Source organism: Streptacidiphilus neutrinimicus (assembly GCF_000787815.1).
In the GTDB taxonomy this organism is placed as follows: Bacteria; Actinomycetota; Actinomycetes; order Streptomycetales; family Streptomycetaceae; genus Streptacidiphilus; species Streptacidiphilus neutrinimicus.
In genome coordinates this window covers 91,127-116,212 of record NZ_BBPO01000002.1, presented here as the reverse complement: position 1 = coordinate 116,212, position 25,086 = coordinate 91,127, and the positions used below count along the sequence as shown (strand labels likewise).

Sequence of the window (25,086 nt, the reverse complement as noted above, 5' to 3'; positions counted from 1 at the left end):
CGGGCAAACGATTTGATGACGCTCGAAACGACGGACCCCGGAACCTGAGCCGTGTCACGGGTTCGCGGTCACGGGTTCGCGGCCAGCACCAGGTAGGCGGCCAGGATCGACAGGTGGACGCCGCCCTGCAGCGGCGTGGCGCGGCCGGGGACGACCGTGAGGGTGCCGACGATCACCGTGAGGGCCAGCAGCACCATGAGGCTCGGGTCGAGGCCGAGCACGAGGGGGCCGCTCAGCCAGAAGGAGGCGACGGCGACCGCCGGGACGGTGAGGCCGATACTGGCCATCGCGGAGCCCAGGGCCAGGTTGAGGCTTGTCTGGACCCGGTCGCGGCTCGCGGCGCGGACGGCCGCGATGGTCTCCGGCAGGAGCACCAGCAGGGCGATGACGACGCCGACGGCGGAGGCGGGCAGGCCGGCTGCGGCGATGCCCTTCTCGATCGTGGGCGACACGACCTTGGCCAGGCCGACGACGGCGATCAGTGCGACGGCCAGGAGGCCCAGGCTGGTGTAGGCCTTGCGGGCGCTGGGCGGGTCGGCGTGCTCCTCCGACTCGATGATCACGCCGCCGCGCGTCATCGGCAGGAAGTAGTCGCGGTGCCGCACGGTCTGGGTCAGCACGAAGAGGCCGTAGAGGGTGACGGACGCGAGCGCGGCGAAGGTGAGCTGGGTGGTGTTGAACCGCGGGCCCGGCGTGCTGGTGGTGAACCGCGGCAGGACGAGACTCAGGGTGGCCAGGGTCGCGACCGTCGCCAGTGCGGCGCCGGTGCCCTCGCTGTTGTAGATCGCGAAGCGGTGCCGCAGGGAGGCGACCAGCAGGCAGACGCCGACGATGCCGTTGCAGGCGATCATGACCGCGGCGAAGACGGTGTCCCTGGCCAGGCTGGCGTTCTTCACCGGTCCGCTCACCATCAGCGTGAGGATGAGCGCCACCTCGATCGCGGTGACGGCGACGGCGAGGACGAGGGAGCCGAAGGGTTCGCCGACCTTGTGGGCGATGACCTCGGCGTGATGGACGGCGGCGAGCACCGCGCCGGCGAGGAGGACCGCGACGACCGCCACGACCCCGCCGGGGAGGGAGCGTCCCCAGGTGCCGACCAGCAGGAGCAACGCGAGCACCGGGACGAAGACCGTCCACAGTCGGGTGAACCGGTGCAAACGATCACTCATGGGATGAGCTTGCCATAGTCGGACCTCCCGACCGACGCGACGGGCCGCGCTCGCGTGGGCGCGCATCGACAGGGAAACTCAACAGGCAAACTTGCCATATTGCCTGCCGAGGCCCTACGGTCGAGGTATGCCACCGACAGGATCCGCCGACGCCGCCCAGCTGGCGGCGGAACTGCAGGCCGTGCTCGGCCTGATCTCGCGCAGGGCCCGCGCCGCGACCGCGGCGACGGAGCTGACCGCCTCGCAGCGGTCCGTCGCCGCGCGCCTGCTGCGCGAGGGACCGGCCACCACGGCCGACCTGGCGCGGGCCGAGTTCGTCCGGCCGCAGTCGATGCGGATGACGCTCGGCGCACTGGAGGAGCGCGGGCTGATCGCCCGCACGCCCCACCCCACCGACGGCCGCCAGGTCCTGGTCCAGCTGTCCGAGGAGGGCCGGGCGACGATCGCCGGAATCATCACGGCCAAGCAGGACTGGCTCAGCGCCGCCATCGAGGGCGACCTCGACGCCGGTCAGCGCTCGGCTCTGGCCGCCGCTCTGCCCGTGCTGCGCGCACTCGCCGGCACCGACGTCGTCAGTGGCGGAGCCGGCGGCGTCGCAGCCGGAGGAGCCGGAGGAGCCGGAGGAGCCGGAGGAGCCGGCGGCGTCGCAGCCGGAGGAGCCGGAGGAGACGTCGGCGCGGGGGCCTCCGCCGGGGCGCCCGGCCCCGCAGCGGACACGGCGCGCGCCTCGGGAGCCGAGGCGTGAGCACCGAGGCCGAACCGCGCGCCACCACGTCCGCCCAGGTCGCAGCGCAGGGCATACGCAAGCCGTTCAGCGGCGCAATGATGGCGCCACTGCTGCTCGGCGTGGCGCTGAACCCGATCAACTCGACGATGATCGCCACCGCGCTCGTGGCCGTCGGCCAGGCCTTCGGCGTCGGCGTCGGCCAGACGGCATGGCTGGTGGCCAGCCTCTACCTGGCCAGCTCGGTCGGGCAGCCGACCATGGGACGCCTGGCGGACCTGATCGGGCCGCGCAAGGTCTTCCTCAGCGGGCTCGTGGTCGTCCTCGCGGCAGGCCTGGTCGGGGCCCTCGCTCCCGCCTTCGGCTGGCTGATCGCCTCGCGTGTGCTGCTCGGCGTCGGCACCTCCGCCGCCTACCCCTCCGCGATGGCCATGCTCCGTGCCGAGTCCCGCCGCACGGGCGTGGAAGCTCCGCGCACCGTACTCGGGCGGCTCTCGCTGGCGTCGCTCGCCAGCGCGGCCGTCGGACCGGTCCTCGGCGGCGCGCTCGCGGCGACCCTGGGCTGGCGGGCGGTGTTCGCCGTGAACATCCCGGCCGCCGTGGTCGGCCTGCTGCTGGCGCTGCGCTGGGCCCCGGCCGATCCGCCGCGCCCGGCCGAGCGGGCGCGGATCAGCCTGGACCCGCCTGGTTTGCTGCTCTTCGCGGCGACGATCTCCACGATGATGCTCTTCCTGATGGACCTGGCCCGCCCCGACTGGCTGCTGCTGGCGCTCGCGGTGCTGCTCGGCGTCGCGCTGGTGGCCTGGGAGCTGCGGGCCGCCCAGCCCTTCCTCGACCTGCGGCTGCTGGGCCGCAGCCCCGGTCTGACCAGGACGTTCGTCCGCAGCGGTCTGACCTACCTGGTGCTCTACTGCATGCTCTACGGCTTCTCGCAGTGGCTCCAGGAGTCGCACGGCCTCAGCTCCTTCCACGCGGGCCTGATCGCGCTACCGATGTCGCTCACCGCCGCGGTCTTCTCCCTGCTCGGCGCGCGGACGAAGACGCTGCGCAGGCCGCTGGTCGCGCTCACGCTGCTGCTCGGCGCGGGCTCCGGGATGCTGCTGCTCCTCGACGGCCGCACCTCGATCGCCGTGCTGGTGCTCGCCAGCACCGTCTTCGGTGTCGGCCAGGGCCTCGCCTCGAGCTGCAACCAGGCCGCCGTCTACGCACAGGCCCCCGCCGACGGCACCGGCTCGGCGGCCGGACTCCAGCGCACGTCCATCTATCTCGGCGCGATCCTGTCGTCCTCCGTGCTGGCCCTGCTCTACGGCTCCCGGGCCACGGACGGCGGCCTGCACGACATCGCCGCCGTGATGGTCGCCCTCTGCGGCGCGCTCCTGCTCTTCACCGTCGCGGACCGGGCCCTGCGCCCCGGCCGCTGATCCCCCCGACAACCACGACCACCCCTGAGTCCAAGAATCCGAAAGGCCCCTGATGACCGCCACCACGCTCGACCCGACCACCGCGCTGATCATGATCGACCTGCAGAAGGGCATCACCGCGTTCGCCGCCGAGCACGGCGTGGACGAGGTGCTCGCCAACTCCGAGAAGCTCGCCGCCGCGTTCCGCGAGCGCGGCCTCCTCGTCGTCCACGTCAACGTCACCGGCGGGGCCCCGGGCCGCACCTCCTTCTCCCGGCCGCCGCGCGAGCTTCCGGCCGACTGGGCCGAGCTCGTGCTGCCCGTCGAGGACGGTGACGTCACCGTCACCAAGCAGACCTGGGGCGCGTTCCACGGCACCGACCTGGACGCGGCCCTGCGCGAGCGCGGCGTGACCCAGGTCGTCGTCACCGGCGTCGCCACCAGCATGGGCGTCGAGTCGACGGCGCGCGCCGCCCACGAGCACGGCTACCACGTCACCATCGCCACCGACGCGGTCACCGACATGGACCCGGTCTCCCACGAGCACAGCCTCGCCCGGGTCTTCCCCAAGCTCGGCGAGACGGGCACGACCGCGGAGCTGATCGCCCTGCTGGGCTGATCCGCCTCCCTGCGCGAGGCGCGGGCCCGGGCGTGGCGCTCGCGGTAGTCGGCTGGGTCGAAGCACGGTAGCCGGCCGCCGCGGGGGCCGGGCTTCTGAGGCGCGCGCCTGGCCGGTCCTGCCCGCCCCGGACCCGTACACCGTCGGTCAACTGCCGTCAGAACCGGCCTAGCCGCGTCCGGCGAAGGGCATGCCCGTGGCCATGACGGTCATGAAGGGGACGTTCACGTCCAGGGGCAGTGAGGCGAGGTGGACCACCGTCGATGCGACGTGCGCTGCGTCCATGACCGGCTCCACTGCGATCCGGCCGTCGGCCTGGAGGATGCCCTGGGTCATTCGTTCGGTCATCTCGGTCGCGGCGTTGCCGATGTCGATCTGGCCCACGGGGATGCGGTGGGAGCGGCCCTCCAGGGCCAGGGACTTGGTGAGACCCGTCATCGCGTGCTTGGTCGCCGTGTAGGCGACGCTGTTGGGGCGCGGGACCTGGGCCGAGATGGAGCCGTTGTTGATGATGCGGCCACCGGACGGGCTCTGCTCGCGCATCAGGACGAAGGCACGCTGGGCGACGAGGAACGCGCCGGTCAGGTTGACGTCGATCACCGCACGCCAGCGGTCCGCAGGCAGCTCGGCCGCGGGGGCGGAGGTGCCGAAGGAGCCGGCGTTGTTGAACAGCAGGTCCAACCGGCCGTAGCGGTCGGCGATCCGGTCGAAGAGCGCGGCGACCGCGGCCTCGTCGGTGACGTCCGCGGGCTGCACCCACGCCTGGGCGATCTCCGCGGCGGTCTCCCTGAGCGCGTCCTCGCGGCGTCCGGTCAGCACCACCGTCCAGCCGGCGCGGCCCAGCGCCCGCGCCGTGACCCGGCCGATGCCCGAACCCGCTCCCGTCACCAGGGCGATCCGGCCCGTCGAGCGCTGTTCTTCCTCGTTGAACCCCTGCGTCATGCAGCTCCTCCCGTTGATCCACACGCTACCGCTTCCGGGGGACGAACCGCCGTGTCGCTCACGCCGCGAGGGCCGTGATCAACACCATAGGCAGTGCGGGGTTCGAACTGTGATGCCACATCAGGAGGCACGCCGTCATGTCGCACGGGTCCCATCGTCGCCGCACCGGAGTGCGCCTTTCCGTCCTCTTCGGCGCCGTCGCGCTCCTGGCCGCGGCGACGGTCGCGCCGACCGCCGTGGCGTCGGGACCGACGGCCACCGCGCCGGGTGTCGGGAACGCCCGGCAGGTGATCTCCGTCCATGCGCAGGGCAGCCACGCCACGGTGACGGCCTGGCAGCTCAGCCCCTTGGGCTGGCAGCAGGTCTTCGCCACCTCGGCGGCACGCATCGGCGCGCACGGGCTGGCGGACGGCACGACGCGCAAACAGGGCACGCTGACCACGCCCACCGGCACCTACACGATCACCCAGGGCTTCGGGAACGGCCCGGCTCCGGAGGGGACCCGGATTCCCTACCACCGGGTGACGCCGGACGACTGGTGGGTGGAGGACCCGCAGTCGCCGTACTACAACTCACTGCGCAAGTCGTGGCGAGGCGGCTTCCCGCTGACGGAGGCAGGGGACCGGGGCAGCGAACACCTGGCGAACTACCCCGTCCAGTACGACAACGCGCTCGTCATCGACTTCAACAGGCACCCGGCCGTCCCGGGGCGCGGCGCGGGCATCTTCCTTCACGACCTCAGCGCCTCCGCCGGCCCGACGGCGGGCTGTGTGGCCGTCCCGGCGAGCGTGATGCGCCACATCCTGCGGTGGATCGACCCGGCCGACCACCCGGTGATCACCATCGGATGAGCGACCGGGCCGGGTGTCCGGTCCGGCCTCAGCCGAGGAAGCGGGCGGGGGCCGCAGTAGGTCGGGCGGCGAGAACGCGGAAGGAGAGGCCCGCCGCGCGCAGGCGACCGATGAGGGCGGTGCCGCAGGCCGACGCCGTGGTCTGCTGACCGGCCGTCTTGGGGAGGTCGTCGTAGGCGAGGCAGAGGGCGGTCTCGGCCAGCATCTTGGCCGTCTCGCCGTAGCCCGGGTCGCCGCCGGAGACCTCGGTCCAGATGTGGCGGCCGCCCGCCGTGCCGGAGAACCTGACGGTGAACCAGCTGCGGGCGCGCTGCGCCTCGTCGGGGCCCGCGCCGGAGGGGCGGAGCTCCTCGAGCTTGCGGCGCAGCGGCGGGATCTGCGCGCCGAGGGCGACGCCGACCACGCCCGCGATGCCGGCGAGCGCGATCGGCAGGCGCTTGACCGCGGCGTAGTGGCCGTAGCGGAAGTCCGGACCGTAGAGGGGCAGCGCGGCGGCGCTGCGCACGATGACCTGCTGGTCGATGGCGGGCATGGGGACCACCCACGCGTGCGCGTCCCCCGACCAGCGCGGGCCGACCGCGACCCCGCGCGCCTTGCGCCCGGCCGGGCGCTGCTCGACCGCGCGGCGGGCCTTCGCCGCCTGGCCCATCTGGACCGGGCGCGAGAAGGCCGTCAGCGTGGAGGCGAAGGTGCCGCCGGAGAAGGTGCCGGAGACGCGGACGTAGCCCTCGACGGCCACCGGGCCGTCGAGCTCCTCCCGGCCCGTGGCGCGGGCGAGTTCGCCGACGGTGAAGAGGACGCCGAGGTCGTGCGGGACGGAGTCGAAGCCGCAGGCGTGCAGCATGCGGGCCCCGCTCTCGACGGCGCGGGCGTGGTAGCGGGTGTACATGGTGTCGACGAACTCCGGCTCGCCGGTGAGGTCGACGTAGTCGGTGCCCGCCTCGGCGCAGGCCTTCACAAGAGGCTCGCCGTAGCGCTGGTAGGGACCGACCGTCGTCACGACGACCCGGGCCGAGCGCGCCACCTCGGCGAGGGCGTCGGCGTCCGCGCTGTCGGCGACGAGCACGGGCAGCTCGGGCAGGCCGAGCCGCGCCCGCAGCGCCTCGAGCTTGGCGCGGTTGCGACCCGCGACCGCCCAGCGGCAGCCCTCCGGGGCGTGTCCGGCGAGGTACTCCGCCGTCAGCCCTCCGGTGAATCCCGTGGCTCCGAAGAGGACCAGGTCGTAGGCACGTTCCGACACTCGATCAGACACCATGGGCAGCACTGTAGCGCTACCGACTGGTAACCGACACCGCCCTCCGGGGCTCACCGGGCGCCCTTCGGGCGGTCAGGCCTTGCGGACGAGCAGGCAGGCCTGCTCGCGACGCGTGCCGGGCAGCCGCATCAGCGCCTGACGCACGAAACCGGCCGCCGCCAGCTCGGCCGCGACCTCCTCGGGCTGTATCAACTCGATGGTGTAGTCGACCCCGTCGTGTCCGTAAGCTCCCCGGACGCGCGACTGCCCCGCGCCGACATGGAAGCCGAGCAGCGCGTGCCCGCCCGGAGCAAGAGCGCGGTGCCACTCCGCGAAGACGGCGGGCCGCTCGGCCCGCGGCGTGTGCAGCAGCGACCACCAGGACAACACGCCGCCGAGCGCGCCGTCGGCCGCGTCGAGGGTGGTGAGCGTGCCGACCTCGAAGCGGAGCTCCGGGTGGGCACGACGGGCGGCCGACACCGTCGCGGGCGAGATGTCGACGCCGAAGACCGGCACGCCGAGGCCGCGCAGGTGCGCCGTGACGTGGCCAGGGCCACAGCCGAGGTCGGCGACCGGCCCGCCCCCGCCCGCGACCACGAGCTCGGCGAACGCCGCGATCATCGCGCGCCCGCACACGTCCTGCGCGAACAGCGCGGGGACCGTCGTCGCGTACGTCTCCGCGACGGCGTCGTACGCCCGCCGCGCCTCCGCCTCACGGTCCGACAGGGTCGTCTCCATGCCCCCACCCCCAGGTTTTCCGATCCGTTGCCAGCTCGGGTTCCGTCCTACCAGCTACGACTGACAACACCCGTCCGCCAGGGCCGCCAGGCCAATGGGCGCAGGGCGCACAGGGCGCACAGGGCGCGCTTGACATACTTAGGTTAGGCAACCCTAAGTTGACTATATGCTAGAGACCCGCGCCCTCCGCCTCTCCTACGACCGCGCCCGCTCGTCCGCGGCCACGCCAGCGCCCGTCGTCGCCGACCTCGATGTCGAGCTGCCCCGCGATGCCGTCACCGCGATCGTCGGGCCGAACGGCTGTGGCAAGTCCACACTCCTGCGCGGGCTCGCGCGGCTGTTGAGGCCGGCCTCCGGGTCGGTGCTGCTGGACGGGGCCGACCTGCACCGGCTGCCCTCGCGGGAGGTGGCCCGGCGGCTCGGGCTGCTGCCGCAGCAGCCCGTCGCCCCGGAGGGGATCACCGTCGAGGGGCTGGTCCGCCTCGGACGGCATCCGCACCAGGGGCTGTTCGGGGCCTGGAGCGCGGCCGACCAGGATGCGGTCGAGCGCGCGCTCGACCGCACCGGGACGGCCGGACTGCGCCACCGGCCCGTGGACCGGCTCAGCGGCGGGCAGCGCCAGCGGGCCTGGATCGCGCTGACGCTCGCTCAGGAGACGGAGCTGCTGCTGCTCGACGAGCCGACCACCTTTCTCGACCTGCGACACCAGCTCGACGTGCTGGACCTGGTCGTCCGGCTGCAGCGCGAGTCGGGCCGGACCGTCGTGATGGTGCTGCACGACCTGGCCCAGGCCGCCCGCTACGCGGACCACCTGGTGGTGCTGCGCGCAGGCCGCCTCGTCGCGGCGGGTCCACCACGCGAGGTGCTGGACGCCGGGCTGGTCGCGGAGGTCTTCGAGGTGGAGTGCCGGGTCGTGCCGGACCCGGAGACCGGCACCCCGCTCGTCGTCCCGGGCGCCCGCCACGGCGGCGCCTGGACCGGCAGCACCGTCCAGAGCGACGCCGCACAGAGCGGCACCACGCACAGCGACGCCGTGCGGAGCGGCACCACGCACAGCGGCGCCGTGCGGAGCGGCACCACGCACAGCGACGCCGCCGCCGTCACACCCTCGCCGACCGGCGCTCCTTGACCAGCAGCCGGACCAGGTACCCGCCGCCGAGCAGGCCGGTGACCACACCGACGGGCAGCTGGTGTCCCGGCACGGCCCGCTGCGCGGCCCAGTCCGCGAGGACGAGCAGCAGCGCGCCCGTCGCCGCCGAGGGCAGCAGGTTCGGGCCCGGTGCGCGCGTCAGCCGCCGCGCCAGCTGCGGCGCGGTCAGCGCGAGGAAGGCCACCGGCCCCACGGTGGCGGCCGCCGCCGCGGCCAGCAGCAGCGCGGCGCACAGCAGCGCGCGACGCGTGCGGGCCACCGGGACGCCGAGCGCCGTGGCCGCGTCGTCGCCGAGTTCGAGCAGAGCCAGCGAGCGCGCCTGGGCCAGCACCACGGGTGCGAGCAGCGCCAGCGCGAGCGCGATCACCGCCGCGTCCGTCCCGTCGCCGCCGTCGAGACTGCCGGTCAGCCAGAGCACCGCGCGGGCGGCGTCGGTCAGTTGGCCGCGTGTCAGCAGGTACCCGTTGACGCCGCTGAGCACCGCGCCGACGGCGATGCCGACGAGCACCAGTTGCTGCCGGCCGCCCCGGGCGAGTACCACCACCGCTCCCCCGGCCGCCAGCGCGCCGACGACCGCGCCCAGCGGGAGCGGGAGCGCGAGCACGCCGCCGCCTCCGCCGAGGAGGACGGTCGCCGTGAGCGCGCCGGTGGCCGCGCCCTGGGTGAACCCGAGCACGTCGGGGCTGCCGAGCGGGTTGCGCGTCAGTGACTGGAACACCGCGCCGGACAACGCGAGGGCAGCGCCCGCGAGCAGACCGGTCGTCACCCGGGGCAGCCGCAGCTCCCAGACGACGAAGTGCGTGGCGGGGTCGGCGGTCGCGGAGCCCGGGTCGACCAGGGCGCGCACGACGTCGGCCGGTGCGAGGGCCAGATCGCCGCCGCCCGCGAGGGCCAGCACCGCGACCGTCGGCGCGGCGAGCAGCAGCAGCGTCGTCACCAGGCGCGCACGGCGCACGGACCGGTCCACCGCGCGGACCGGGGCGGCGTCGCCGGCCCGGGAGCGGAGCAGGGCGCTCATGCGACGACTCCTCGGCGGCAGACCAACGCGAGCAGCAGCAGTCCGCCCGCGACCGCCGTCACGACGCCGACCTGCACCTCCCCCGGGCGGGCGACCAGGCGGCCGAGGACGTCCGCACCGAGCAGCAGGACGGGGCCGAACAGGGCGCAGTAGGGCAGTTGGCGGCGCGGGTCGGGCCCGGTGAAGCGGACGACGAGGTGCGGCGTCAACAGGCCGACGAAGACCAGCGGCCCGCAGGCCGCCGTCGCCGCGCCGCACAGGAGCGTGACGGCGAGGGTCGCTCCCGCACGGGTCGCGGGGAGGCGGGAGCCGAGGGCGCGGGCGGAGTCCTCGCCGAGGGCCAGCGCACCGAGCGGGCGGGCGAGCGCCAACGCGAGCACGAGGCCCGCGACGACGAACGGCGTCATCGCGGCGACGGTGCCGAGCTGGGCGGAGGCCAGCGAGCCGACGGTCCAGAACCGCATCCGGTCGAGGGCGTCGGTGTCGACGAGCTCGATCGCGCTGACGTAGGAGAACAGGGCGGCGTTGACGGCGGTTCCGGCGAGGACCAGGCGCGCGGGGGTGGCCGTGCGCCCTCCGCCGACCGCGTGCACCAGCACGGCGACGAGCGCGGCGCCCGCGAAGGCGAACCAGACCGCCCCGCCGAATCCGGAGAGCCCGAAGACGGCGGAGACGGTCACGACGGCGGCCGAGGCGCCCGCGTTGACGCCGAGCAGGCCCGGGTCTGCCAGCGGATTGCGGGTCAGCGCCCGCATGACGCCGCCCGCGAGGCCGAGCGCGGCTCCGGCGAGCAGACCGAGCAGGGTGCGCGGCAGCCGCATGCCGTGGACGACGTCGTAGGCGGGCGCGGCCGGGTCGGTGAGGCCCTGCCAGACCGCGGTCGGCGACAGCGGCCTGGCGCCGAGGGCGAGGGAGAGCGCGAGCACGGCGAGCAGCAGGGCGGCCGAGGCCAGCGGCAGCCGCCGGGCGCGCAGCGCGGGTGAGGGTGGATCAGCGGTGAGCGCGGTCATGGCGGAGGGCCTCCGGCGGTGGTCGACATCGGTGGACAGCGGGGGTGGTCGGCGAGGTGGAGCGCGGAGTCGACGCGGGCTGGACGGCGGATGGGTGGACAGCGGCATCGAAACTTAGGTTAGGCTACCCTAAGTTGACCTTGAGCCCACGGCTCCTCCTCCTCCGCCTTCCTCCAAGAAAGCGTTCCGCGCCATGCCCGTTCAGCCCTCCCGCCGTACCCTGCTCGCCGCCGGCGGCGTCGCCGGTCTCGGCGCGCTCCTCGCCGCCTGCGCCGCCGGATCCAGCTCCGGAACGCGGAGCGGTGACGCCGCCGCGTCCGGATCCGCCGCCCGCGGGCCCTGGCGTTTCACCGACGACCGCGGTGCCACCGTCTCGCTCCCGCAGGCCCCCACCCGGGTCGTCGCCTACACCGGCACCGCCGCCGCCCTCCACGACTTCGGCGCGGCCGACCGCGTCGTCGGCGTCTTCGGGCCGACCAGGCTCGCCGACGGCAAGGCCGACCCGATGGCCGGACAGCTCGACATCGCGAGGGTGACCGTCCTCGGCAACGCCTGGGGCGAGTTCGACCTGGAGAAGTACGCCGAGCTGCGCCCGCAACTGCTGGTCACCGACATGTGGCAGCCGAAGCAGCTCTGGTACGTGCCGGACGCGAGCAAGGACAAGATCGCCGCCCTCGCCCCGACCGCCGGGATCACCATCGCGAACGTGCCGCTGCCCGAACCGCTGCGGCGCCACGAGGAGTTGGCCGGGCTGCTGGGTGCGGACCTGGCCGCCGCCTCGGTGGTCGCCGCCAAGCGGCGCTTCCAGCAGGCCGTCGAGACGCTGCGCCGCACCGCGAAGGCGCGTGACGGACTGAAGGTGCTGGCCGCCTCCGCCAGCGCCGACCTGCTGTACGTCTCCGACCCCGCGGTCTACCCCGACCTCGCCTACTACCGCAGCCTCGGCGTCGAGCTGGTGACCCCGAACAAGGTGCAGGGCGGCTTCTTCGAACCGCTCAGCTGGGAGAACGCCGACAAGTACGGCGCGGACCTGATCCTGCTCGACAGCCGCAGCTCGGCGCTCCAGCCCAAGGACCTGACCGGCAAGCCCACCTGGCAGCGGCTGCCGGCCGTCCGGGCCGGACAGGTGGTGCCGTGGCTCAGTGAGGTGCGGTTCTCGTACACCGGCTGCGCGCCGCTCGTCGAGCAGCTGGCCGGTGCGCTGGACCGCGCGAAGAAGGTCGTCTGATGGGGGCCGCGTGGGAGTTCCTCGACCTCCGCGTGCTGCGGGCGCAGGCGCTCGGCCCCTCCATGCGCCGGATCGTCTACGGCGGCCCGGACGTCGACCGCTTCCGCTCGGGCGGCCGGGACCAGCGGTTCAAGCTGTTCCTGCCGCAGCCGGGCGAGTCGACGCCGCTGGTGCCCACGTCGGCGGGCGCCGAGTGGTACGCGCACTGGCGCCGGCTCGACCCGGCGCGCCGCGCGGTGATGCGCAGCTACACCGTGCGCGCGCAGCGGCCGGGCGAACTCGCCGTCGACTTCGCCCTCCACGACGGGACCGGCCCGGCCGGCCGCTGGGCGGCGGCGGCCGCCCCGGGCGACCGGGTCCTCGCGCTCGGACCGACGGAGCCGGACAACGCCGGCATCGACTTCCGGCCGCCGGAGGGCACGGACTGGATCCTGCTGACGGCCGACCTCACCGCGCTGCCCGCAGTCGCGGGCATCATGGCGTGGCTGGGCGCCGAACGCCCTGAACTACCGGTGCGGGCCTGGATCGAGGTGCCGTTCGAGCGCGACCGGCAGGAGCTGGCCGCGCAGGGCGCGCCCGGCGACGTGGACGTGCGCTGGGTCGCCCGCGGCGGCCTGCCGTGCGCGGTACTGACCGCGGGTGCACTCCCGCCCGGCACCCCGTACGCCTGGCTCGCGGGCGAGGCGGGCTGCGTCCGCGCCCTGCGCCGCCACCTGCTGCGAGAACGCGGCTTCGACCGCGCCCGCGTCACCTTCACCGGCTACTGGCGCCGCGGCGCGACCGAGGAGGACCTCCTCGCCGAGGCCGCGTAACCGCACCGTCCTGGGGACGAACCGCAGTCACCACCCGCCGAGCCGCCGAGCCGCACCCACGCGCCCTGGCCGGCGCACCGCTGAACGTGGCCCGCCGTGTCACGCGGCTCTGTCTCAAGCCTCCCGACCGCCCGAAGCCAGGGGGCTCCACCCAGACCAGGCCCGAACCGCCGGCCTCGCCCGGCACCGGCACCACGCCCCACACCACATCCCGGGCCCCGGGCCAAGCCCGAACCGTGGGGGGCCTCGCCCGGGCGCGTGGCACCGACACCGCCCCCCACACCACATCCCGGGCCCCGGGCCAAGCCCGAACCCTGAGCCTCGCCCGGCACCGGCACCGCGCCACACCCGGACCAAGCCCGAACCACGGGCCTCGCCCGGCCGCGTGGCACCGGCACCGCGCCCCGCGCCTCGTGCCCCAGGCCAGCCCGAACCATGGACCTCGCCCGGCCGAGCGCCCTCGTAGCACCGGCACCGCGCCCCACACCCCGGGCCCCAGGCCAAGCCCGAACCGTGGGCCTCGCCCGGCCGCGTGGCACCGTCACCGCGCCACGCGCCCCGCGCCTTGGGCCCTGCGCCTCGCGCCCGGGCCTCGGGCCGGGCTGCCGCCGGGACCGCCGGCCGAGGCGCCCGCGTCCCCGTCTCCCCGATCACGCATCCCCCTCATGGCGTCCTCCCCGACGCCCGGCTCCCGAAGGGAAATCATGAAGCCGCACCCGCAGGCTCAGCTGTTCAACTCCGCGTCCGTCGACGCCTACCGCGGTCTCGTCGGCGAGGGCGCCGACCTCGTCGCGCGGCATGTCGCCGCCGCCCGGAGCCCGTTCAGCGGCATCGATCACCGCGCCCTGGAGCGCGAGTTCGCGCCGATCGACCTCGACGCGCCGCTCGGGGACGCCGACGCGGCGCTGGACGAGCTGGCGCGCGTCTACCTGCGCGACGCGGTGTGGTTCCACCACCCCCGCTACCTCGCGCATCTCAACTGCCCGGTGGTGCTGCCCGCGCTCCTCGGCGAGACGGTGCTCACCGCCGTCAACTCCTCCCTCGACACCTGGGACCAGAGCGCCGGCGCCACCCTCGTCGAGCGCAGGCTGATCGCGTGGACGGCGGGACGGATCGGTCTCGGGCCGGGCGCGGACGGGGTGTTCACCAGCGGCGGCACGCAGTCCAACCTCCAGGCGCTGCTGATCGCCCGCGACGAGGCGCTCGGCGGTGACCTCGCCCGCCTCCCCCGGCTGCGGATCCTCGCCTCCGACGCCGCGCACTTCAGCGTGGTGAAGTCGGCACGCCTGCTCGGCATGGGCGCGAACGCGGTGGTCGCCGTCCGCGCCGACGACGAGCGACGCATGGACCCGGTCGCGCTGGAGCGCGCGTTGGAGCGCTGCCACCGCGCGGGCGAGCTGCCCGCGGCCGTCGTCGCCACGGCCGGCACCACCGACTTCGGCAGCATCGACCCACTGTCCGCCGTCGCCGACGTCTGCGCCCGGCACGGCGTCCGGCTGCACGTCGACGCCGCCTACGGCTGCGGGCTGCTGGTCTCGCCCACCCGCCGTGACCGGCTGGACGGGATCGAGCGGGCCGACTCGGTGACCGTCGACTTCCACAAGTCCTTCTTCCAGCCGGTCAGTTCCAGCGCGCTGCTGGTGCGCGACACGGCCGCCCTCCGGCACGCCGGACACCATGCGGACTACCTCAACCCCCGGCGGATGGCCGAGCGCGGCATCCCCAACCAGGTCGACAAGAGCCTGCAGACCACCCGCCGCTTCGACGCGCTCAAGCTCTGGCTCACGCTGCGCGTGATGGGCGCGGACGGCGTCGGCGCGCTCTTCGACTCCGTGCTGGACCTGGCCGCCGAGGGCCACGCGCTGCTGACCCGCGACCGGCGCTTCCGCGTCGTCGTGGAACCGCAGCTCAGCACGCTCGTCTTCCGCTGGCAGCCCCCGCACGCGCCCGCCGACGCGTCGTTGCTCGACGCCGCCAACCTGCACGCGCGCGAGGCGCTCGCGGCGAGCGGCGCGGCCGTGGTCGCCGGCACGGTCGTGGACGGACGGCACCACCTGAAGTTCACGCTGCTCAACCCCGCGAGCACCGTCGCCGACCTCGCCGTCGTCCTCGACCTGCTCGACGCCCACGCCACCGCCTACCTCGCCGCCGACCAGGCCGCCTGAGAGGGGACGCCATGACGCACCACGGGATCCACGACTTCGTCGCGATCGGCCTCGGCCCGTTCAACCTGGGGCTCGCCTGCCTGAGCGAACCCCTCGCGGACCTGGACGGCGTCTTCCTGGAGCGCAAGCGGGAGTTCGACTGGCATCCCGGCATGATGCTGGAGCGGGCGAGTCTGCAGACGCCGTTCCTCGCCGACCTGGTGACGCTCGCCGACCCGGCCTCACCGTACTCGTTCCTCAACTACCTGAAGCAGCAGGGGCGTCTGTACTCCTTCTACATCCGCGAGAACTTCTTCCCGCTGCGCAGCGAGTACGTCGACTACTGCCGCTGGGCGGCGTCCCGGCTGCGCTCGGTCCGCTTCGGGCGCGAGGTGACGGCGGTCGAGCACGACGGCTCGGACGGCTGCTACACCGTCCGCTGCGCGAACGGCGAGACGTACCGGACCCGTCGGCTGGTGCTCGGGACGGGGACGCCGCCGCACCGACCGGCCGCCCTCGACGGGGTCGGCGGGCCCGCCGTGCACAGCTCCCGCTACCTCGACCATGCCGAGGAGCTGCGCAAGCGGGAGCGGATCACCGTCGTCGGCAGCGGGCAGAGCGCGGCGGAGATCTACCTCGACCTGCTCGGGGACATCGACCGCCACGGCTACGAGCTCGTGTGGGCGACGCGCTCACCGCGCTTCTTTCCGCTGGAGTACACCAAGCTGACGCTGGAGCTCACCTCCCCGGAGTACATCGACTACTTCCACGCCCTGCCGACGCCCGTCCGCGACCGGCTGGGCGCGGCGCAGAAGGCGCTCTACAAGGGCATCAGCGCCGACACCGTCAACGCCGTCCACGAACTGCTCTACGTCAAGTCGCTGCGCGGCCCCGTGCCGACCCGGTTGCTGACCAACACGGCGCTCACCCGTGCGCGTTACGACGAATCCTGCGACGCTTACGAACTGACGCTGCACCAGCGCGAACAGGACGTGACGCACACCCTGCGCACCGACGCGCTCGTGCTCGCCACCGGCTACCGCTACCGCGAACCCGCGTTCCTCGCCGGGATCGCGGACCGGATCGCCCGGGACGAGCAGGGCCGGCTGGCCGTCCGCCGTGACTGGTCGGTGGACGCGGTCGGGCGCGGCGAGATCTTCGTGCAGAACGCCGCCCTGCACACCCACAGCCTCTCCGACCCGGATCTGGGCATGGGCGCCCACCGCAACTCCGTCCTGCTCCGTGCCCTCACCGGCCGCGAGGTCTACCCGATCGAGCGCCGCATCGCCTTCCAGGAGTTCTCCGCCGCATGAACGACACCCCCACTCCCGACGAGTTCACCTTCCGCCGCGTCGACCCGGACGCGGACGCCGCCCTGCTGCACGGCTGGGTGACCCATCCCAAGGCCGTCTTCTGGCTCCTGCAGGACGCGACGGTCGCCCAGATCGGCGAGGAGTACGCGAAGCTGGACGCCTGGATCGGCTGGTTCCGCGGCGCGCCGGCGGTGCTGACGGAGCGCTACAACCCGGTCGACACCGAGGTCGGCGCCGTGCACCGCACCGACGACGGGGACGTCGGCATGCACTTCCTGACGGCGCCGACCGAGCGGCCCGTCCCCGGCTTCACCCGGGCCGCGCTCACCGCGGTGATGCGGCACCTGTTCGCCGATCCGGCGGTGCGCCGGGTCGTCGTCGAGCCCGACGTGCGCAACCGGGCCGTGCACCGGCTCAACGCGGCCGTCGGCTTCCGGCCGGTGCGGCCGGTGACACTGCCGGAGTCCGGCAAGCGGGCTCTGCTCAGCACTTGCACCCGGGAGCAGTTCCGCGCCGCGAGCGGCGAGCGGGAGCGCGATCCGCTCGCCCACCTGACACCGGAGCTGTGGGCGCGGGCCAACCGGCTGCTGGTGCGCAAGGCGCTGGCCGAGTTCGCCCACGAGCGGCTGATCACGCCCGTGCCGCTGCCGGACAACGGCGGCTGGTACGGCGTCACGAGCGACGACGACGCGGTGGCCTACCGCTTCCGCGCCGAGCTGCTGGCGCTCGACCACTGGCGGATCGAGGCGGACAGCATGCTGCGGCGGCGCGCCGTCGACGGCGTGGAACTGCCTCTCGACGCGGGCGAGCTGGTGCTGGAGCTGCGGCGCAGCCTCGGGCTGTCGGACGAGGTGCTGCCGCTCTACCTGGAGGAGATCACCAGCACCCTGGCCGCGACGGCGTTCAAGCTCTCCCTTCCGTCCGTGGGCGCGGCCGAGCTCGCCGCTGCGGACTTCCAGTCGATCGAGGCGGGCATGACCGAGGGCCACCCCTGCTTCGTCGCCAACAGCGGCCGGCTCGGCTTCGACGCCGTCGACCAGCTGCGGTACGCGCCGGAGGCGGGCGCGCCGGTGCGGCTGCTGTGGGTGGCCGTCCACCCGGACCACGCCGTGCGGGCGCGGGCACGCGACGTGGACCAGGACGCCCTGGGCGCGCCGCCGCTGCCGCCGGAGCTGGCGGGCTACGTCCCGATCCCCGTCCACCCGTGGCAGTGGCGGCACCGGCTCTGCGTCTCCTACGCGGACGAGATCGCCCGCGGCCGCATCGTGCCGCTCGGGGAGGGACGCGACAGCCACCTGGCCCAGCAGTCGATCCGTACCTTCTTCAACTCCGCCGCGCCCGAGCGGCCGTATGTGAAGACGGCCCTGTCGGTTCTCAACATGGGCTTCACGCGCGGTCTCTCGGCCGACTACATGGAGCACACGCCCGCCATCAACGACTGGCTCGCCGACCTCGTCGCCGCCGATCCGACGCTGACCGGTTGCGGCTTCTCGATCCTGCGCGAGCACGCGGCCGTCGGCTACCGGCACCCGCGCTACCCCAAAAGCACGCCGCAGCAGAAGCAGCTCGCCGCGCTGTGGCGGGAGAGCCCGGCCCCGTTCCTGCGCGCGGGCGAGCGGACGGCGACGATGGCGGCGCTGCTGCACACCGACCGTGACGGCGCCTCACTCGCCGCGGCGCTGATCGCCTCCTCGGGCCTGGCCCCCGAGGAGTGGCTGCGCCGCTACCTCACCGCCTACCTCACCCCCGTGGTGCACGCGCTCTGCGCGTACGGCCTCACCTTCATGCCGCACGGCGAGAACGTGATCCTCGTGCTCACCCCCGAGGGCGCGCCGGTCCGGGTCTTCTTCAAGGACATAGCCGAGGAGATCGCCGTGCTGGACCCGGGCACGCCGCTGCCGCCGCAGGTCGCGCGGATCCGGGCCCAGGTGCCGAGGGAGCAGTGGGCGCTCTCCCTGCACACCGACGTCTTCGACTGCTTCCTTCGCTTCCTCTCGGCCGAGCTGCACGCGGGCGGCACACTGGACCAGGACGCCTTCTGGGCCGTCGTGGCCCGCGTGCTGCGCGACTACGAGGCCGCGCACCCCGAACTGGCGGACCGTCTGGCCGAGCTGGACCTCTTCGCCGAGCGGTTCGCGCTCTCGTGTCTCAACCGGCTGCAACTGCGGAACAACCGGCAGATGGTCGACCTGACCGACCCGGCCGGCGCCCTGCAGTTCGCCGGGACACTGCCCAACCCCATCACAGGGCACTGACAGCGGCCGTGACCCCGGCGGCGGTCCCGGTCCGCGCGCGCTCGGCAGCCTTGACGTGGCGTCGGGCCAGCCAGAGCGGGACCGCACCGAAGACGCCGAAGGACATGTCGATCGGCAGCCACCACAGCGGCAGTCCGCGCAGCGGCCCGCAGATCGCGGCGAGCGGCAGGATCCCGGCGCACGCGATCAGCCCGAACTCCAGCACCCACACGTTGCGGACCGGGTCGCGCAGCGGCCCCACGAACGCGACGGCGATGGCCAGGTGCGCGAAGGCGAGCCAGTCGGTGCCGTAAGCGAGGAACGGGTAGCTGCGGGCGGTGGCGGCCAGCCCCGCGTGCACGTGCCGGGCCCACTCCACCCCGGCGGGGAAGTGCCCCGCGAAGCCCGCGAGCGGCGAGCCGCGGTCGCTCGCCCACCACACCAGCCACCCGGACTCGGTGACCAGCGGAAAGGCCGTCAGCCCAGCCAGTACCAGCCCGAACAGGAACAGGACGATCCACACCCGCGCGCGCCGGAGGCGCTCCCCTTCGCTCATGCGCACCATCATGGACCTGTTTTTGAACACGTTCAACTCCTCTGATCCCCCACGCCACGGGGAGCGCGACGACACGGAGAAGGGGCGGACGAGCCGCGGCGTGGGGTCCGCGGTCGTCCGCCCCTTCGGTCAGTGGCGGCTGCGAAAGGTCAGCCCGCCGTGAAGGCGGTCAGGCCGTTCGGGGTGCCGAGGCCGGTCGGGCCGTCGTAGCCGGTGCCGGCGGTGCACAGGTAGGACGGGTCGCAGGTGCCGTTGCTGCCGCTGGTGACGTCGTTGAGCGCGTCGGTGTGCAGATACGGGTACTGCGCCGGGTAGTCGTTGGCGCCCGGGGCGCCCGCGTCGGCGTAGACGCCCGCGATGATCGGCGACGCGGCGCTGGTGCCGCCGTAGACCTGCCAACCGGAGGCGCCGTAGCTGTCGTAGACCGCGACGCCGGTGGCCGGGTCCGCGACGGCGGAGACGTCGGCGACGGTGCGGTTGGAGCAGCCGGTGTCGGTCTGCCAGCTGGGCTTCGGCTCGTAGGCCGAGCAGCCCGAGCCGGTGCCCTCGGTGCTGGAGGTCGACCAGACGCTCTCGCTCCAACCGCGGCCGCTGGAGTCCTTGGTGAGAGAGGTGCCGCCCACGGAGGTCACGTACTGGCTCGACGCCGGGTACTCCGCGCCGTAGGCGGAGTCGCCGGCCGAGACGGTGATGGCGACGCCGGGGTGGTTGAAGTAGCTGTTGTCGGCGGACAGGTCGGAGGAGTCCTCGGAGCCGCCGTAGCTGTTGGAGACGAACTTCGCGCCCATCGAGACCGCCTGGTTGACGGCGGTGCCCAGGTCGCTCATGTTCGCCGAGTTGGCCTCGACGAGGACGATGTGCGCCTCGGGCGCGATCGCGGAGACCATGTCGAGGTCGAGGGAGATCTCCCCGGCCCAACCCGAGTCCGCGCTCGGGTAGTTGGTGCCGCCGTTCTCGTCGACCTTGCTGAAGCAGCCGTTGTCGCTGGTGCAGGCCGGCAGGCCGTACTGGCTGCGGTAGGTCGCCAGGTCGGACTCGGCGTTCGGGTCGTCCTGGGCGTCCACGATGGCCACCGTCTGGCCCGCGCCGCCGTCGGCGGGCAGGTTGTAGGCGCTGAGCAGGTCGCCGGGGCCGTAGCCGGAGGGGGTGGCGGCGGCGGAGACGGCGTGCGCGGCGAAGACGTGCGGCTGCGCGACGTCGGTGCGCACCTCCGCCAGGCAGGACATCATGCGGGCCTTCTTGGGAGCGCCGCAGAGGTGCCGGGCATGCGCGTGGTGGCCGGCCGCGCTGGCAGCCGCCGGCTGTATCGGCACCGAACTCGCGGTCGCGGGTGCGGCTATGGCGGCTGCGCCGCCGATGAGGGCGACCACGGCGATGCCGATGGCCGTCGTCTTCCGATGCGAAACAGATCCCTTGCCCATGGGGTTGCGGGGTCCTTTCGGGGTCGGCCGCCCTGTTGCCGGTAGGCAGCAGAGTGTCGTGAGCATGCCAAGCGAGGACCTGCTGAGCGGCATGTCGTAACCAGGGCGGACAGGGATTTATGACACCACAAGGTGGGGGTGTGCCTTGCTGCGCCCAAGACAAGCAGTGCGTCATCTGACGCGTCAACAGAAGCTCTGAGGATTTTCAGAGGAGACGCACACAACTCGGTCACCTGTACGTAAAACCCCTGATGAGGGGCCGCAAATCAGTTCGACGACTCCCAGGGAGTTTTCAGGAATCGTCACCCAGCGTTGCCAGGACCGCCTCCGCCATGCCCTGTTCACCACGGGCGTTGGGGTGCAATGCGGCCGCCGGGGCGCTCGGCAACAGCGGCTCGATCCACCGGGTTCCCGCCGTCTCACAGGCGTCGTGGCCGAGCGAGGGCGTCCAGGTGTCCACGAAGCGCACACCGGCGGCCTCGGAGCGCTTCCGCAGCATCGCGTTCAGATGCTGCTCCTTGACCCGCAGGTACGCCACGTCGTCGACCGTCATCGCGAGGCCCGAGGCGCAGACCCCGCCGTCGGCCGGGAGGATCGCCGGGTAGCCGACGACGTAGACGCGCGCCTGCGGGGCCCGGCGGTGGATCGCGGCCAGGGCGACCGCGAGCTGCTCCCCCGCCGTGCGGATCCGCGCCTCGACGCTGTCGCCGCCTGCGGTCAGCTGCTCGCGGCAGGGCGTCTGCCGCAGCAGCCCGGCGGCGACGCAGCGCTCGACCAGGTCCGCGAAGCCGATGTCGTTGCCGCCGATGCCGAGGGTGACCAGCCGGGTGGACGACGAGAGCGCGGAGAGCTGGGCCGGATTGACGCCGTCGGAGGTGGACTGCTCGCCGTCCAGGTCGGCGATCCGCGCGCCGCTGCAGCTCACGTCTCGGAACTGGGCCGCGCTCAGGTGCAGGCGCGCGGCGAGCAGGGCCGGGTAGGCCTGGCTGGACCGGTCGCAGCCGAGCGGGACGCCGGTCCGCGCGGGGATGCCCGGCCCGGCCGTGTACGAGTCGCCGAGGGCGACGTAGGGCCCGGACGCGAGCGGCGTCGCCGAGGGCGAGGGCCGGGACGACGGCGAAGAGGGGCCGGAGCCGACCAGCACGGGCCGGTTCGACGAGGCCGGCGTCGCGGGCCGGTCGGAGCCGCCGCACCCAGCGAGCCCGGCGCACAGCAGGGCGGCGGCCGCGGCCGCGCCCGTCCGTCGTATCCGCATCCGCAGCACCCCCGGGCCGGTTCGTGCACTCACCCGGCCCACCCTACGACGCGGGCGTGCCCTACTCCGGGAGCGGCAGGCGCAGCGCGAGCAGGGGGCCGTGCTGCTGCACGCCGTAGACGTCCGTCTCGCCTACGTTCCCCGACGGCAGCGGTCGGCGCAGGTTGACCTTCACGGCGCGGGCCGGATTCGAGAAGATCGGCTCGCCGGCGTCCGCCACCGGGAGGCCGTACAGCTCCGCCACCACCTGACGGCTGATCAAGCGGTCCCGCTCGACCAGCTCGTACTGTTCACGGGTGGTGGAGATCACTCGAGGGTCGGCTCGGTCCAGTGGATCGGGAAGGACGCGGCCGTTCCGCGTTGCGGAGAGACCGGCGCCGCCAGGCGAAGGCCACGGCGGCCAGGACGACGGCGGCTGCGGCGACCTCCCGCGGCGAGGTCAGCTGGGCCAGCATCGGCACGCCGAAGCGCAGCAGGCCGACGACCGCCGTCAGGGCGAGGGCGGCCGGGCCCGTGGCGTCCCGGCGGACCCGCAGCAGCGCCCAGGCGACCGGCACGAACCAGACGAAGCTGATGAGGATCCCGGTCACGTAGGGGAGTTCGACCACGAACATGAGCGCGTCGAGCACCAGGGCGGACAGGACCGCCCAGCCCATCGCGGAGCGGTCGCGCGGCCCCAGCGGCCCCGTCAGGTCGCGCGGCACGGCAAGCAGCAGCGCCGCGACGAACAGGGACGGGAGCAGCGCCTGGCACACCGCGTAGGTGCGGTCCATCTGGAGGCCGGGCAGGGCCGCGAGCACCACGGGCACCTGAGCGGCCGTGCCGAGCGCTCCCAGGATCCGCGCACCTCCCCAGCGGCCGAGCAGCAGCAGGGCGACGACGCCCAGCCAGACGACGGTCGCGCCGACGGCGTCGCCCAGCACAAGGGCGTAGGCCGTCCCCAGCCCCCGGAACTGAGGTGGGTCGAGCAGCATGACGCCCAACGCCACGACGTAGGCGACGCCCTGGGCCGCGCACAGGGCGACCGCCGCGGGGGCCGCCCGGGCCACGACCTCGTCGGCGCGGCCCGGGCCGCCCAGTCCGCCGCGCAGCCGCAGTCCGTGCCCGGCGACGTCCACAGCCTCGCGGAGCGTGGCGATCCGGCCCGCACCGCCCGTGGCCTCGGCGAAGATGGCCGTCAGCTCCTGCGCATGGGCCGCCCGGGAGGTCCTGGGGTAGGCGAGCAGGGCGGCGCGCAGCAGGCGCGGTGCGTCGCTCGTCCGGTGGTGGGTCACGCCGTCGCCCCCCTGAAGCCGGGCCGCAGGGCCAGGCGTCGCTCGGCCTCCACCGCCAGCGCGCGCAGCCGCGCCGTCTCCTCCGCGAGCGCGGTCACGCCCGGCTCGGCGAGCGCGTACACCTTGCGGGCCCGGCCGTCGACGACCTCCTCGCGCTCCACCCGGACCATCCCCTCGCGCTGCAGCCGCTCCAGCGCGCCGTAGAGCGTGCCGGTCCGCAGCCGCACGCGTCCGTCGGAGATCTCGGCGACCTCCCGCATCAGGGCGTAGCCGTGCCGGGGCTCGTCGGCCAGGGCGGTGAGCAGGAGCAGGGTGGGCTCCTGCATGGGCCGTGCGCTGTGACTCATGTCGCTCACATATATCGGCGACCGGCATATGGCGCAAGGCGGGCCTCCTTGCCCTGGGCCCGGTCCACCGCGAGCATGAGTCCGACGGCCTTACGGGGAGCCGTCGGTGGGCCATGAGAAGGGGTGGGGCGGATGCGTGAGGTGGCGGTCGTCGGGGCCGGGCAGTCCGGGCTCCATCTGGCGCTGGCGCTGCAGTCGGCCGGGCATCGGGTGACGGTCGTCGCCGAGCGGACGCCGGAGCAGATCCGGGCCGGACGGGTGCTCTCCACGCAGGCGATGTTCGGCCCGGCGCGGGCGCTGGAGCGCGCCGCCGGGCTGGCCCTGTGGGACGGGGTCGCGCCGGACACGGGCTCGCTGCACGTCGTGGTCGGCGTGGACGGGCAGGCGGCGCTCACGATCGACGCCGCCCCGCAGCAGCCCGCCCACTCGGTGGACCAGCGGGTCAAGACCGCCGCGTGGCTGGAGCTGTTCGAGGAGCGCGGCGGCCGGGTGGAGTACCGCCGGGCCGCGGCCGAGGACCTGGTCCCGCTGGCGGAGCGGCACGACCTGACCGTGGTCGCCGCCGGACGCGGCGCGCTCGGCGGCGTCTTCGCGCGCGACGACGCGCGCAGCCGCTTCGACGCCCCGCAGCGGACGCTGGCCGCCGTCTACCTGCACGGCGTGGGTCCCGCCGCCGATCTCGGCCCCGAGGCGGGCGACCCGGCGCGGATCCACATCGTCGCGGGCGCGGGCGAGCTCGTGCTGCAGCCCGGCGTGACGCTGAGCGGCCCCTGCATGATCCTGCTGTGGGAGGCTGTGCCGGGCGGACCGCTGGACGTCTTCGGCGACGATCCCGACCCGAAGGAACTGCTGTCCCGCACGCGGGAACTGATCCGTCGCCACGTCCCGTGGGAGTACGACGCGCTGGCCGCAGCCGAGCCGACGGACGGCGGCGCCTCACTCGTCGGCGCGGTCACCCCGACCGTGCGGCATCCCGTCGCGCGACCGGGCGGTGCGGCCGGACCGGCGGTCCTCGGCATGGCCGACACCCTGGTGCTCAACGACCCGATCACCGCCCAGGGCGCCAACAACGCCGCTCGCTGCGCTGCCCGTTACGCCGCCGCCGTCACCGAGCGCGGCGAACTGCCCTTCGACGAGCCGTGGTTGCGGGGGCTCTTCGCCGCGTACTGGGAGGAGGCGCGGCACACGGTGGACTTCACCGCCACCATGCTGGGCCCGCTGCCCGACCACATCGGCCTCGCCTTCGCCCAGGCCGCGGCCCACCCGGCGGTCGCCGCCCGGCTCGCCCAGACCTACGCCGACCCCACGGACTTCCCGCGCTGGCTCGGCACCCCGGAGGCGACCATGCGCTATCTCGCATCCTTGCCCGGGCTCCCCTCCTGAGCATTCGGCCTTCGTCCCGCCCGGATCACTCCACCAGGTGCCCGTCGCGCAACTCCACTAACCGGTCTGCGAGTTCCATCAGGTTCGGGTCGTGGGTGGCCACCAGGACCGTGACGCCCTCGGAGACCGGGGCCGGCATCTTCGAGGCCTTCCGGACCGTCAACCGCGAGCTCGGCGCGACCGTCTCGCCCCGGACCACATCGAGGTCCGTCCCGACCACCACGCGCGGTGAACGGGTGAGGCGGGGCGGGCCTCCCCCGGAGG

The 25,086-nt window shown here is 74.0% G+C and carries 24 protein-coding genes and 1 pseudogene; 12 read left to right on the top strand and 13 right to left on the bottom strand.

The window, feature by feature from the left end; translation table 11 throughout:
• Nucleotides 1–68 precede the first annotated feature (68 nt).
• Nucleotides 69–1,169, bottom strand: coding sequence for a calcium:cation antiporter (locus TR48_RS01915; protein WP_042364029.1), 1,101 nt, complete (start codon nt 1,167–1,169; stop codon nt 69–71).
• 127 nt (nt 1,170–1,296) lie between these two features.
• Here TR48_RS01915 and TR48_RS41535 point away from each other — a divergent pair, with 127 nt between their 5' ends.
• Genes TR48_RS41535 through TR48_RS01900 form a run of 3 tightly spaced genes read left to right on the top strand, consistent with a single transcriptional unit; the run spans nt 1,297 to nt 3,912 of the window.
• Nucleotides 1,297–1,914 carry a MarR family transcriptional regulator gene (locus tag TR48_RS41535; RefSeq protein WP_063770876.1) on the top strand — a complete coding sequence of 206 codons (618 nt, stop codon included), beginning with the start codon at nt 1,297–1,299 and terminating at the stop codon, nt 1,912–1,914.
• On the top strand, nt 1,911–3,314 hold the full coding sequence (locus TR48_RS01905; RefSeq protein WP_042364028.1) for an MFS transporter: 1,404 nt from the start codon (nt 1,911–1,913) through the stop codon (nt 3,312–3,314). Before TR48_RS41535 ends, TR48_RS01905 begins: the two co-directional genes overlap by 4 nt.
• A 52-nt stretch (nt 3,315–3,366) precedes the next feature.
• The gene (locus TR48_RS01900) at nt 3,367–3,912 is read left to right on the top strand and encodes an isochorismatase family protein (protein WP_042364027.1); all 546 of its coding nucleotides are present in this window, start codon (nt 3,367–3,369) and stop codon (nt 3,910–3,912) included.
• A 168-nt stretch (nt 3,913–4,080) separates the two neighbouring features.
• Here TR48_RS01900 and TR48_RS01895 read toward each other — a convergent pair whose 3' ends face one another.
• A complete protein-coding gene (locus TR48_RS01895) occupies nt 4,081–4,854 on the bottom strand; it encodes an SDR family oxidoreductase (protein ID WP_042364026.1) in 774 nt (257 codons plus the stop codon).
• Between the two features lie 137 nt (nt 4,855–4,991).
• Between TR48_RS01895 and TR48_RS01890 the strand changes: the two genes are divergently transcribed.
• The gene (locus TR48_RS01890; protein WP_052442336.1) at nt 4,992–5,705 is read left to right on the top strand and encodes a L,D-transpeptidase family protein; all 714 of its coding nucleotides are present in this window, start codon (nt 4,992–4,994) and stop codon (nt 5,703–5,705) included.
• A gap of 28 nt (nt 5,706–5,733) precedes the next feature.
• Here the strand turns inward: TR48_RS01890 and TR48_RS01885 are convergent, their stop codons facing one another.
• Complete coding sequence (locus TR48_RS01885) at nt 5,734–6,960, bottom strand: saccharopine dehydrogenase family protein (RefSeq protein ID WP_042364202.1); 1,227 nt, start codon at nt 6,958–6,960, stop codon at nt 5,734–5,736.
• A 72-nt stretch (nt 6,961–7,032) separates the two neighbouring features.
• Nucleotides 7,033–7,677 (bottom strand): class I SAM-dependent methyltransferase, encoded by a 645-nt coding sequence (locus tag TR48_RS01880; RefSeq protein WP_042364025.1) that lies wholly within the window; start codon nt 7,675–7,677, stop codon nt 7,033–7,035.
• A gap of 166 nt (nt 7,678–7,843) precedes the next feature.
• On the opposite strand from TR48_RS01880, the gene TR48_RS41530 reads away from it, so the two are divergent.
• Complete coding sequence (locus TR48_RS41530) at nt 7,844–8,806, top strand: ABC transporter ATP-binding protein (RefSeq protein WP_152627747.1); 963 nt, start codon at nt 7,844–7,846, stop codon at nt 8,804–8,806.
• On the opposite strand, the gene TR48_RS41525 is transcribed toward TR48_RS41530, so the two are convergent.
• Nucleotides 8,778–9,845, bottom strand: a complete 1,068-nt coding sequence (locus TR48_RS41525) for a FecCD family ABC transporter permease (protein WP_052442335.1) — start codon at nt 9,843–9,845, stop codon at nt 8,778–8,780. The genes TR48_RS41530 and TR48_RS41525 overlap by 29 nt on opposite strands.
• Nucleotides 9,842–10,855, bottom strand: coding sequence for a FecCD family ABC transporter permease (locus TR48_RS01865; RefSeq protein WP_201777079.1), 1,014 nt, complete (start codon nt 10,853–10,855; stop codon nt 9,842–9,844). Before TR48_RS01865 ends, TR48_RS41525 begins: the two co-directional genes overlap by 4 nt.
• A 193-nt stretch (nt 10,856–11,048) precedes the next feature.
• On the opposite strand from TR48_RS01865, the gene TR48_RS01860 reads away from it, so the two are divergent.
• The 6 genes and pseudogenes from TR48_RS01860 (at nt 11,049) to TR48_RS01840 (ending at nt 18,607) form a co-directional block, all read left to right on the top strand.
• Nucleotides 11,049–12,083, top strand: coding sequence for an ABC transporter substrate-binding protein (locus TR48_RS01860; RefSeq protein ID WP_042364023.1), 1,035 nt, complete (start codon nt 11,049–11,051; stop codon nt 12,081–12,083).
• Nucleotides 12,083–12,895, top strand: coding sequence for a siderophore-interacting protein (locus TR48_RS01855; RefSeq protein ID WP_042364022.1), 813 nt, complete (start codon nt 12,083–12,085; stop codon nt 12,893–12,895). Before TR48_RS01860 ends, TR48_RS01855 begins: the two co-directional genes overlap by 1 nt.
• A gap of 704 nt (nt 12,896–13,599) precedes the next feature.
• Complete coding sequence (locus TR48_RS01850) at nt 13,600–15,060, top strand: pyridoxal phosphate-dependent decarboxylase family protein (protein WP_042364021.1); 1,461 nt, start codon at nt 13,600–13,602, stop codon at nt 15,058–15,060.
• Nucleotides 15,061–15,071: 11 nt separating this feature from the next.
• Nucleotides 15,072–16,352 (top strand): lysine N(6)-hydroxylase/L-ornithine N(5)-oxygenase family protein, encoded by a 1,281-nt coding sequence (locus tag TR48_RS01845; RefSeq protein ID WP_042364020.1) that lies wholly within the window; start codon nt 15,072–15,074, stop codon nt 16,350–16,352.
• Nucleotides 16,349–16,795, top strand: a pseudogene (locus TR48_RS45105) (GNAT family N-acetyltransferase); the annotation flags it as partial. The gene TR48_RS01845 and the pseudogene TR48_RS45105, both read left to right, overlap by 4 nt.
• 36 nt (nt 16,796–16,831) lie before the next feature.
• Nucleotides 16,832–18,607: an IucA/IucC family protein gene (locus tag TR48_RS01840; RefSeq protein ID WP_236651984.1), complete on the top strand. Its 1,776-nt coding sequence runs from the start codon at nt 16,832–16,834 to the stop codon at nt 18,605–18,607.
• Here TR48_RS01840 and TR48_RS01835 read toward each other — a convergent pair.
• The 6 genes from TR48_RS01835 to TR48_RS01810 all read right to left on the bottom strand — a co-directional run bounded on the left by TR48_RS01835 (nt 18,594) and on the right by TR48_RS01810 (nt 23,418).
• Entirely contained in the window at nt 18,594–19,142 is a 549-nt protein-coding gene (locus TR48_RS01835; protein ID WP_042364199.1) for a hypothetical protein, read from the bottom strand. The two genes, TR48_RS01840 and TR48_RS01835, sit on opposite strands and share 14 nt — an antisense overlap.
• 149 nt (nt 19,143–19,291) lie before the next feature.
• A complete protein-coding gene (locus TR48_RS01830) occupies nt 19,292–20,563 on the bottom strand; it encodes a S53 family peptidase (protein ID WP_042364019.1) in 1,272 nt (423 codons plus the stop codon).
• Between the two features lie 292 nt (nt 20,564–20,855).
• Nucleotides 20,856–21,851 carry an SGNH/GDSL hydrolase family protein gene (locus tag TR48_RS01825; RefSeq protein WP_236651965.1) on the bottom strand — a complete coding sequence of 332 codons (996 nt, stop codon included), beginning with the start codon at nt 21,849–21,851 and terminating at the stop codon, nt 20,856–20,858.
• A 28-nt stretch (nt 21,852–21,879) separates the two neighbouring features.
• Nucleotides 21,880–22,128 carry a DUF4387 family protein gene (locus TR48_RS01820; protein WP_052442334.1) on the bottom strand — a complete coding sequence of 83 codons (249 nt, stop codon included), beginning with the start codon at nt 22,126–22,128 and terminating at the stop codon, nt 21,880–21,882.
• On the bottom strand, nt 22,109–23,092 hold the full coding sequence (locus TR48_RS01815; protein ID WP_042364016.1) for a hypothetical protein: 984 nt from the start codon (nt 23,090–23,092) through the stop codon (nt 22,109–22,111). The genes TR48_RS01820 and TR48_RS01815 overlap by 20 nt, the downstream gene beginning before the upstream one ends.
• The gene (locus tag TR48_RS01810) at nt 23,089–23,418 is read right to left on the bottom strand and encodes a PadR family transcriptional regulator (RefSeq protein WP_084728694.1); all 330 of its coding nucleotides are present in this window, start codon (nt 23,416–23,418) and stop codon (nt 23,089–23,091) included. The genes TR48_RS01815 and TR48_RS01810 overlap by 4 nt, the downstream gene beginning before the upstream one ends.
• 153 nt (nt 23,419–23,571) lie before the next feature.
• Between TR48_RS01810 and TR48_RS01805 the strand changes: the two genes are divergently transcribed.
• On the top strand, nt 23,572–24,822 hold the full coding sequence (locus tag TR48_RS01805; RefSeq protein ID WP_042364014.1) for a styrene monooxygenase/indole monooxygenase family protein: 1,251 nt from the start codon (nt 23,572–23,574) through the stop codon (nt 24,820–24,822).
• A gap of 25 nt (nt 24,823–24,847) precedes the next feature.
• Here the strand turns inward: TR48_RS01805 and TR48_RS45100 are convergent.
• On the bottom strand, nt 24,848–25,086 hold a 239-nt coding region (locus tag TR48_RS45100; protein WP_500799091.1), incomplete at its 5' end, for a P-loop NTPase family protein.

What these genes read in the sequence shown, in the direction of transcription:
- TR48_RS01915 (WP_042364029.1), bottom strand. Translation starts at nt 1,169, where the DNA reads ATGAGTGATCGTTTGCACCGGTTCACCCGACTGTGGACGGTCTTCGTC.
- TR48_RS41535 (WP_063770876.1), top strand. Translation starts at nt 1,297, where the DNA reads ATGCCACCGACAGGATCCGCCGACGCCGCCCAGCTGGCGGCGGAACTG.
- TR48_RS01900 (WP_042364027.1), top strand. Translation starts at nt 3,367, where the DNA reads ATGACCGCCACCACGCTCGACCCGACCACCGCGCTGATCATGATCGAC.
- TR48_RS01895 (WP_042364026.1), bottom strand. Translation starts at nt 4,854, where the DNA reads ATGACGCAGGGGTTCAACGAGGAAGAACAGCGCTCGACGGGCCGGATC.
- TR48_RS01890 (WP_052442336.1), top strand. Translation starts at nt 4,992, where the DNA reads ATGTCGCACGGGTCCCATCGTCGCCGCACCGGAGTGCGCCTTTCCGTC.
- TR48_RS01885 (WP_042364202.1), bottom strand. Translation starts at nt 6,960, where the DNA reads ATGGTGTCTGATCGAGTGTCGGAACGTGCCTACGACCTGGTCCTCTTC.
- TR48_RS01880 (WP_042364025.1), bottom strand. Translation starts at nt 7,677, where the DNA reads ATGGAGACGACCCTGTCGGACCGTGAGGCGGAGGCGCGGCGGGCGTAC.
- TR48_RS41530 (WP_152627747.1), top strand. Translation starts at nt 7,844, where the DNA reads ATGCTAGAGACCCGCGCCCTCCGCCTCTCCTACGACCGCGCCCGCTCG.
- TR48_RS41525 (WP_052442335.1), bottom strand. Translation starts at nt 9,845, where the DNA reads ATGAGCGCCCTGCTCCGCTCCCGGGCCGGCGACGCCGCCCCGGTCCGC.
- TR48_RS01865 (WP_201777079.1), bottom strand. Translation starts at nt 10,855, where the DNA reads ATGACCGCGCTCACCGCTGATCCACCCTCACCCGCGCTGCGCGCCCGG.
- TR48_RS01860 (WP_042364023.1), top strand. Translation starts at nt 11,049, where the DNA reads ATGCCCGTTCAGCCCTCCCGCCGTACCCTGCTCGCCGCCGGCGGCGTC.
- TR48_RS01855 (WP_042364022.1), top strand. Translation starts at nt 12,083, where the DNA reads ATGGGGGCCGCGTGGGAGTTCCTCGACCTCCGCGTGCTGCGGGCGCAG.
- TR48_RS01850 (WP_042364021.1), top strand. Translation starts at nt 13,600, where the DNA reads ATGAAGCCGCACCCGCAGGCTCAGCTGTTCAACTCCGCGTCCGTCGAC.
- TR48_RS01845 (WP_042364020.1), top strand. Translation starts at nt 15,072, where the DNA reads ATGACGCACCACGGGATCCACGACTTCGTCGCGATCGGCCTCGGCCCG.
- TR48_RS01835 (WP_042364199.1), bottom strand. Translation starts at nt 19,142, where the DNA reads ATGAGCGAAGGGGAGCGCCTCCGGCGCGCGCGGGTGTGGATCGTCCTG.
- TR48_RS01830 (WP_042364019.1), bottom strand. Translation starts at nt 20,563, where the DNA reads ATGGGCAAGGGATCTGTTTCGCATCGGAAGACGACGGCCATCGGCATC.
- TR48_RS01810 (WP_084728694.1), bottom strand. Translation starts at nt 23,418, where the DNA reads ATGCAGGAGCCCACCCTGCTCCTGCTCACCGCCCTGGCCGACGAGCCC.
- TR48_RS01805 (WP_042364014.1), top strand. Translation starts at nt 23,572, where the DNA reads ATGCGTGAGGTGGCGGTCGTCGGGGCCGGGCAGTCCGGGCTCCATCTG.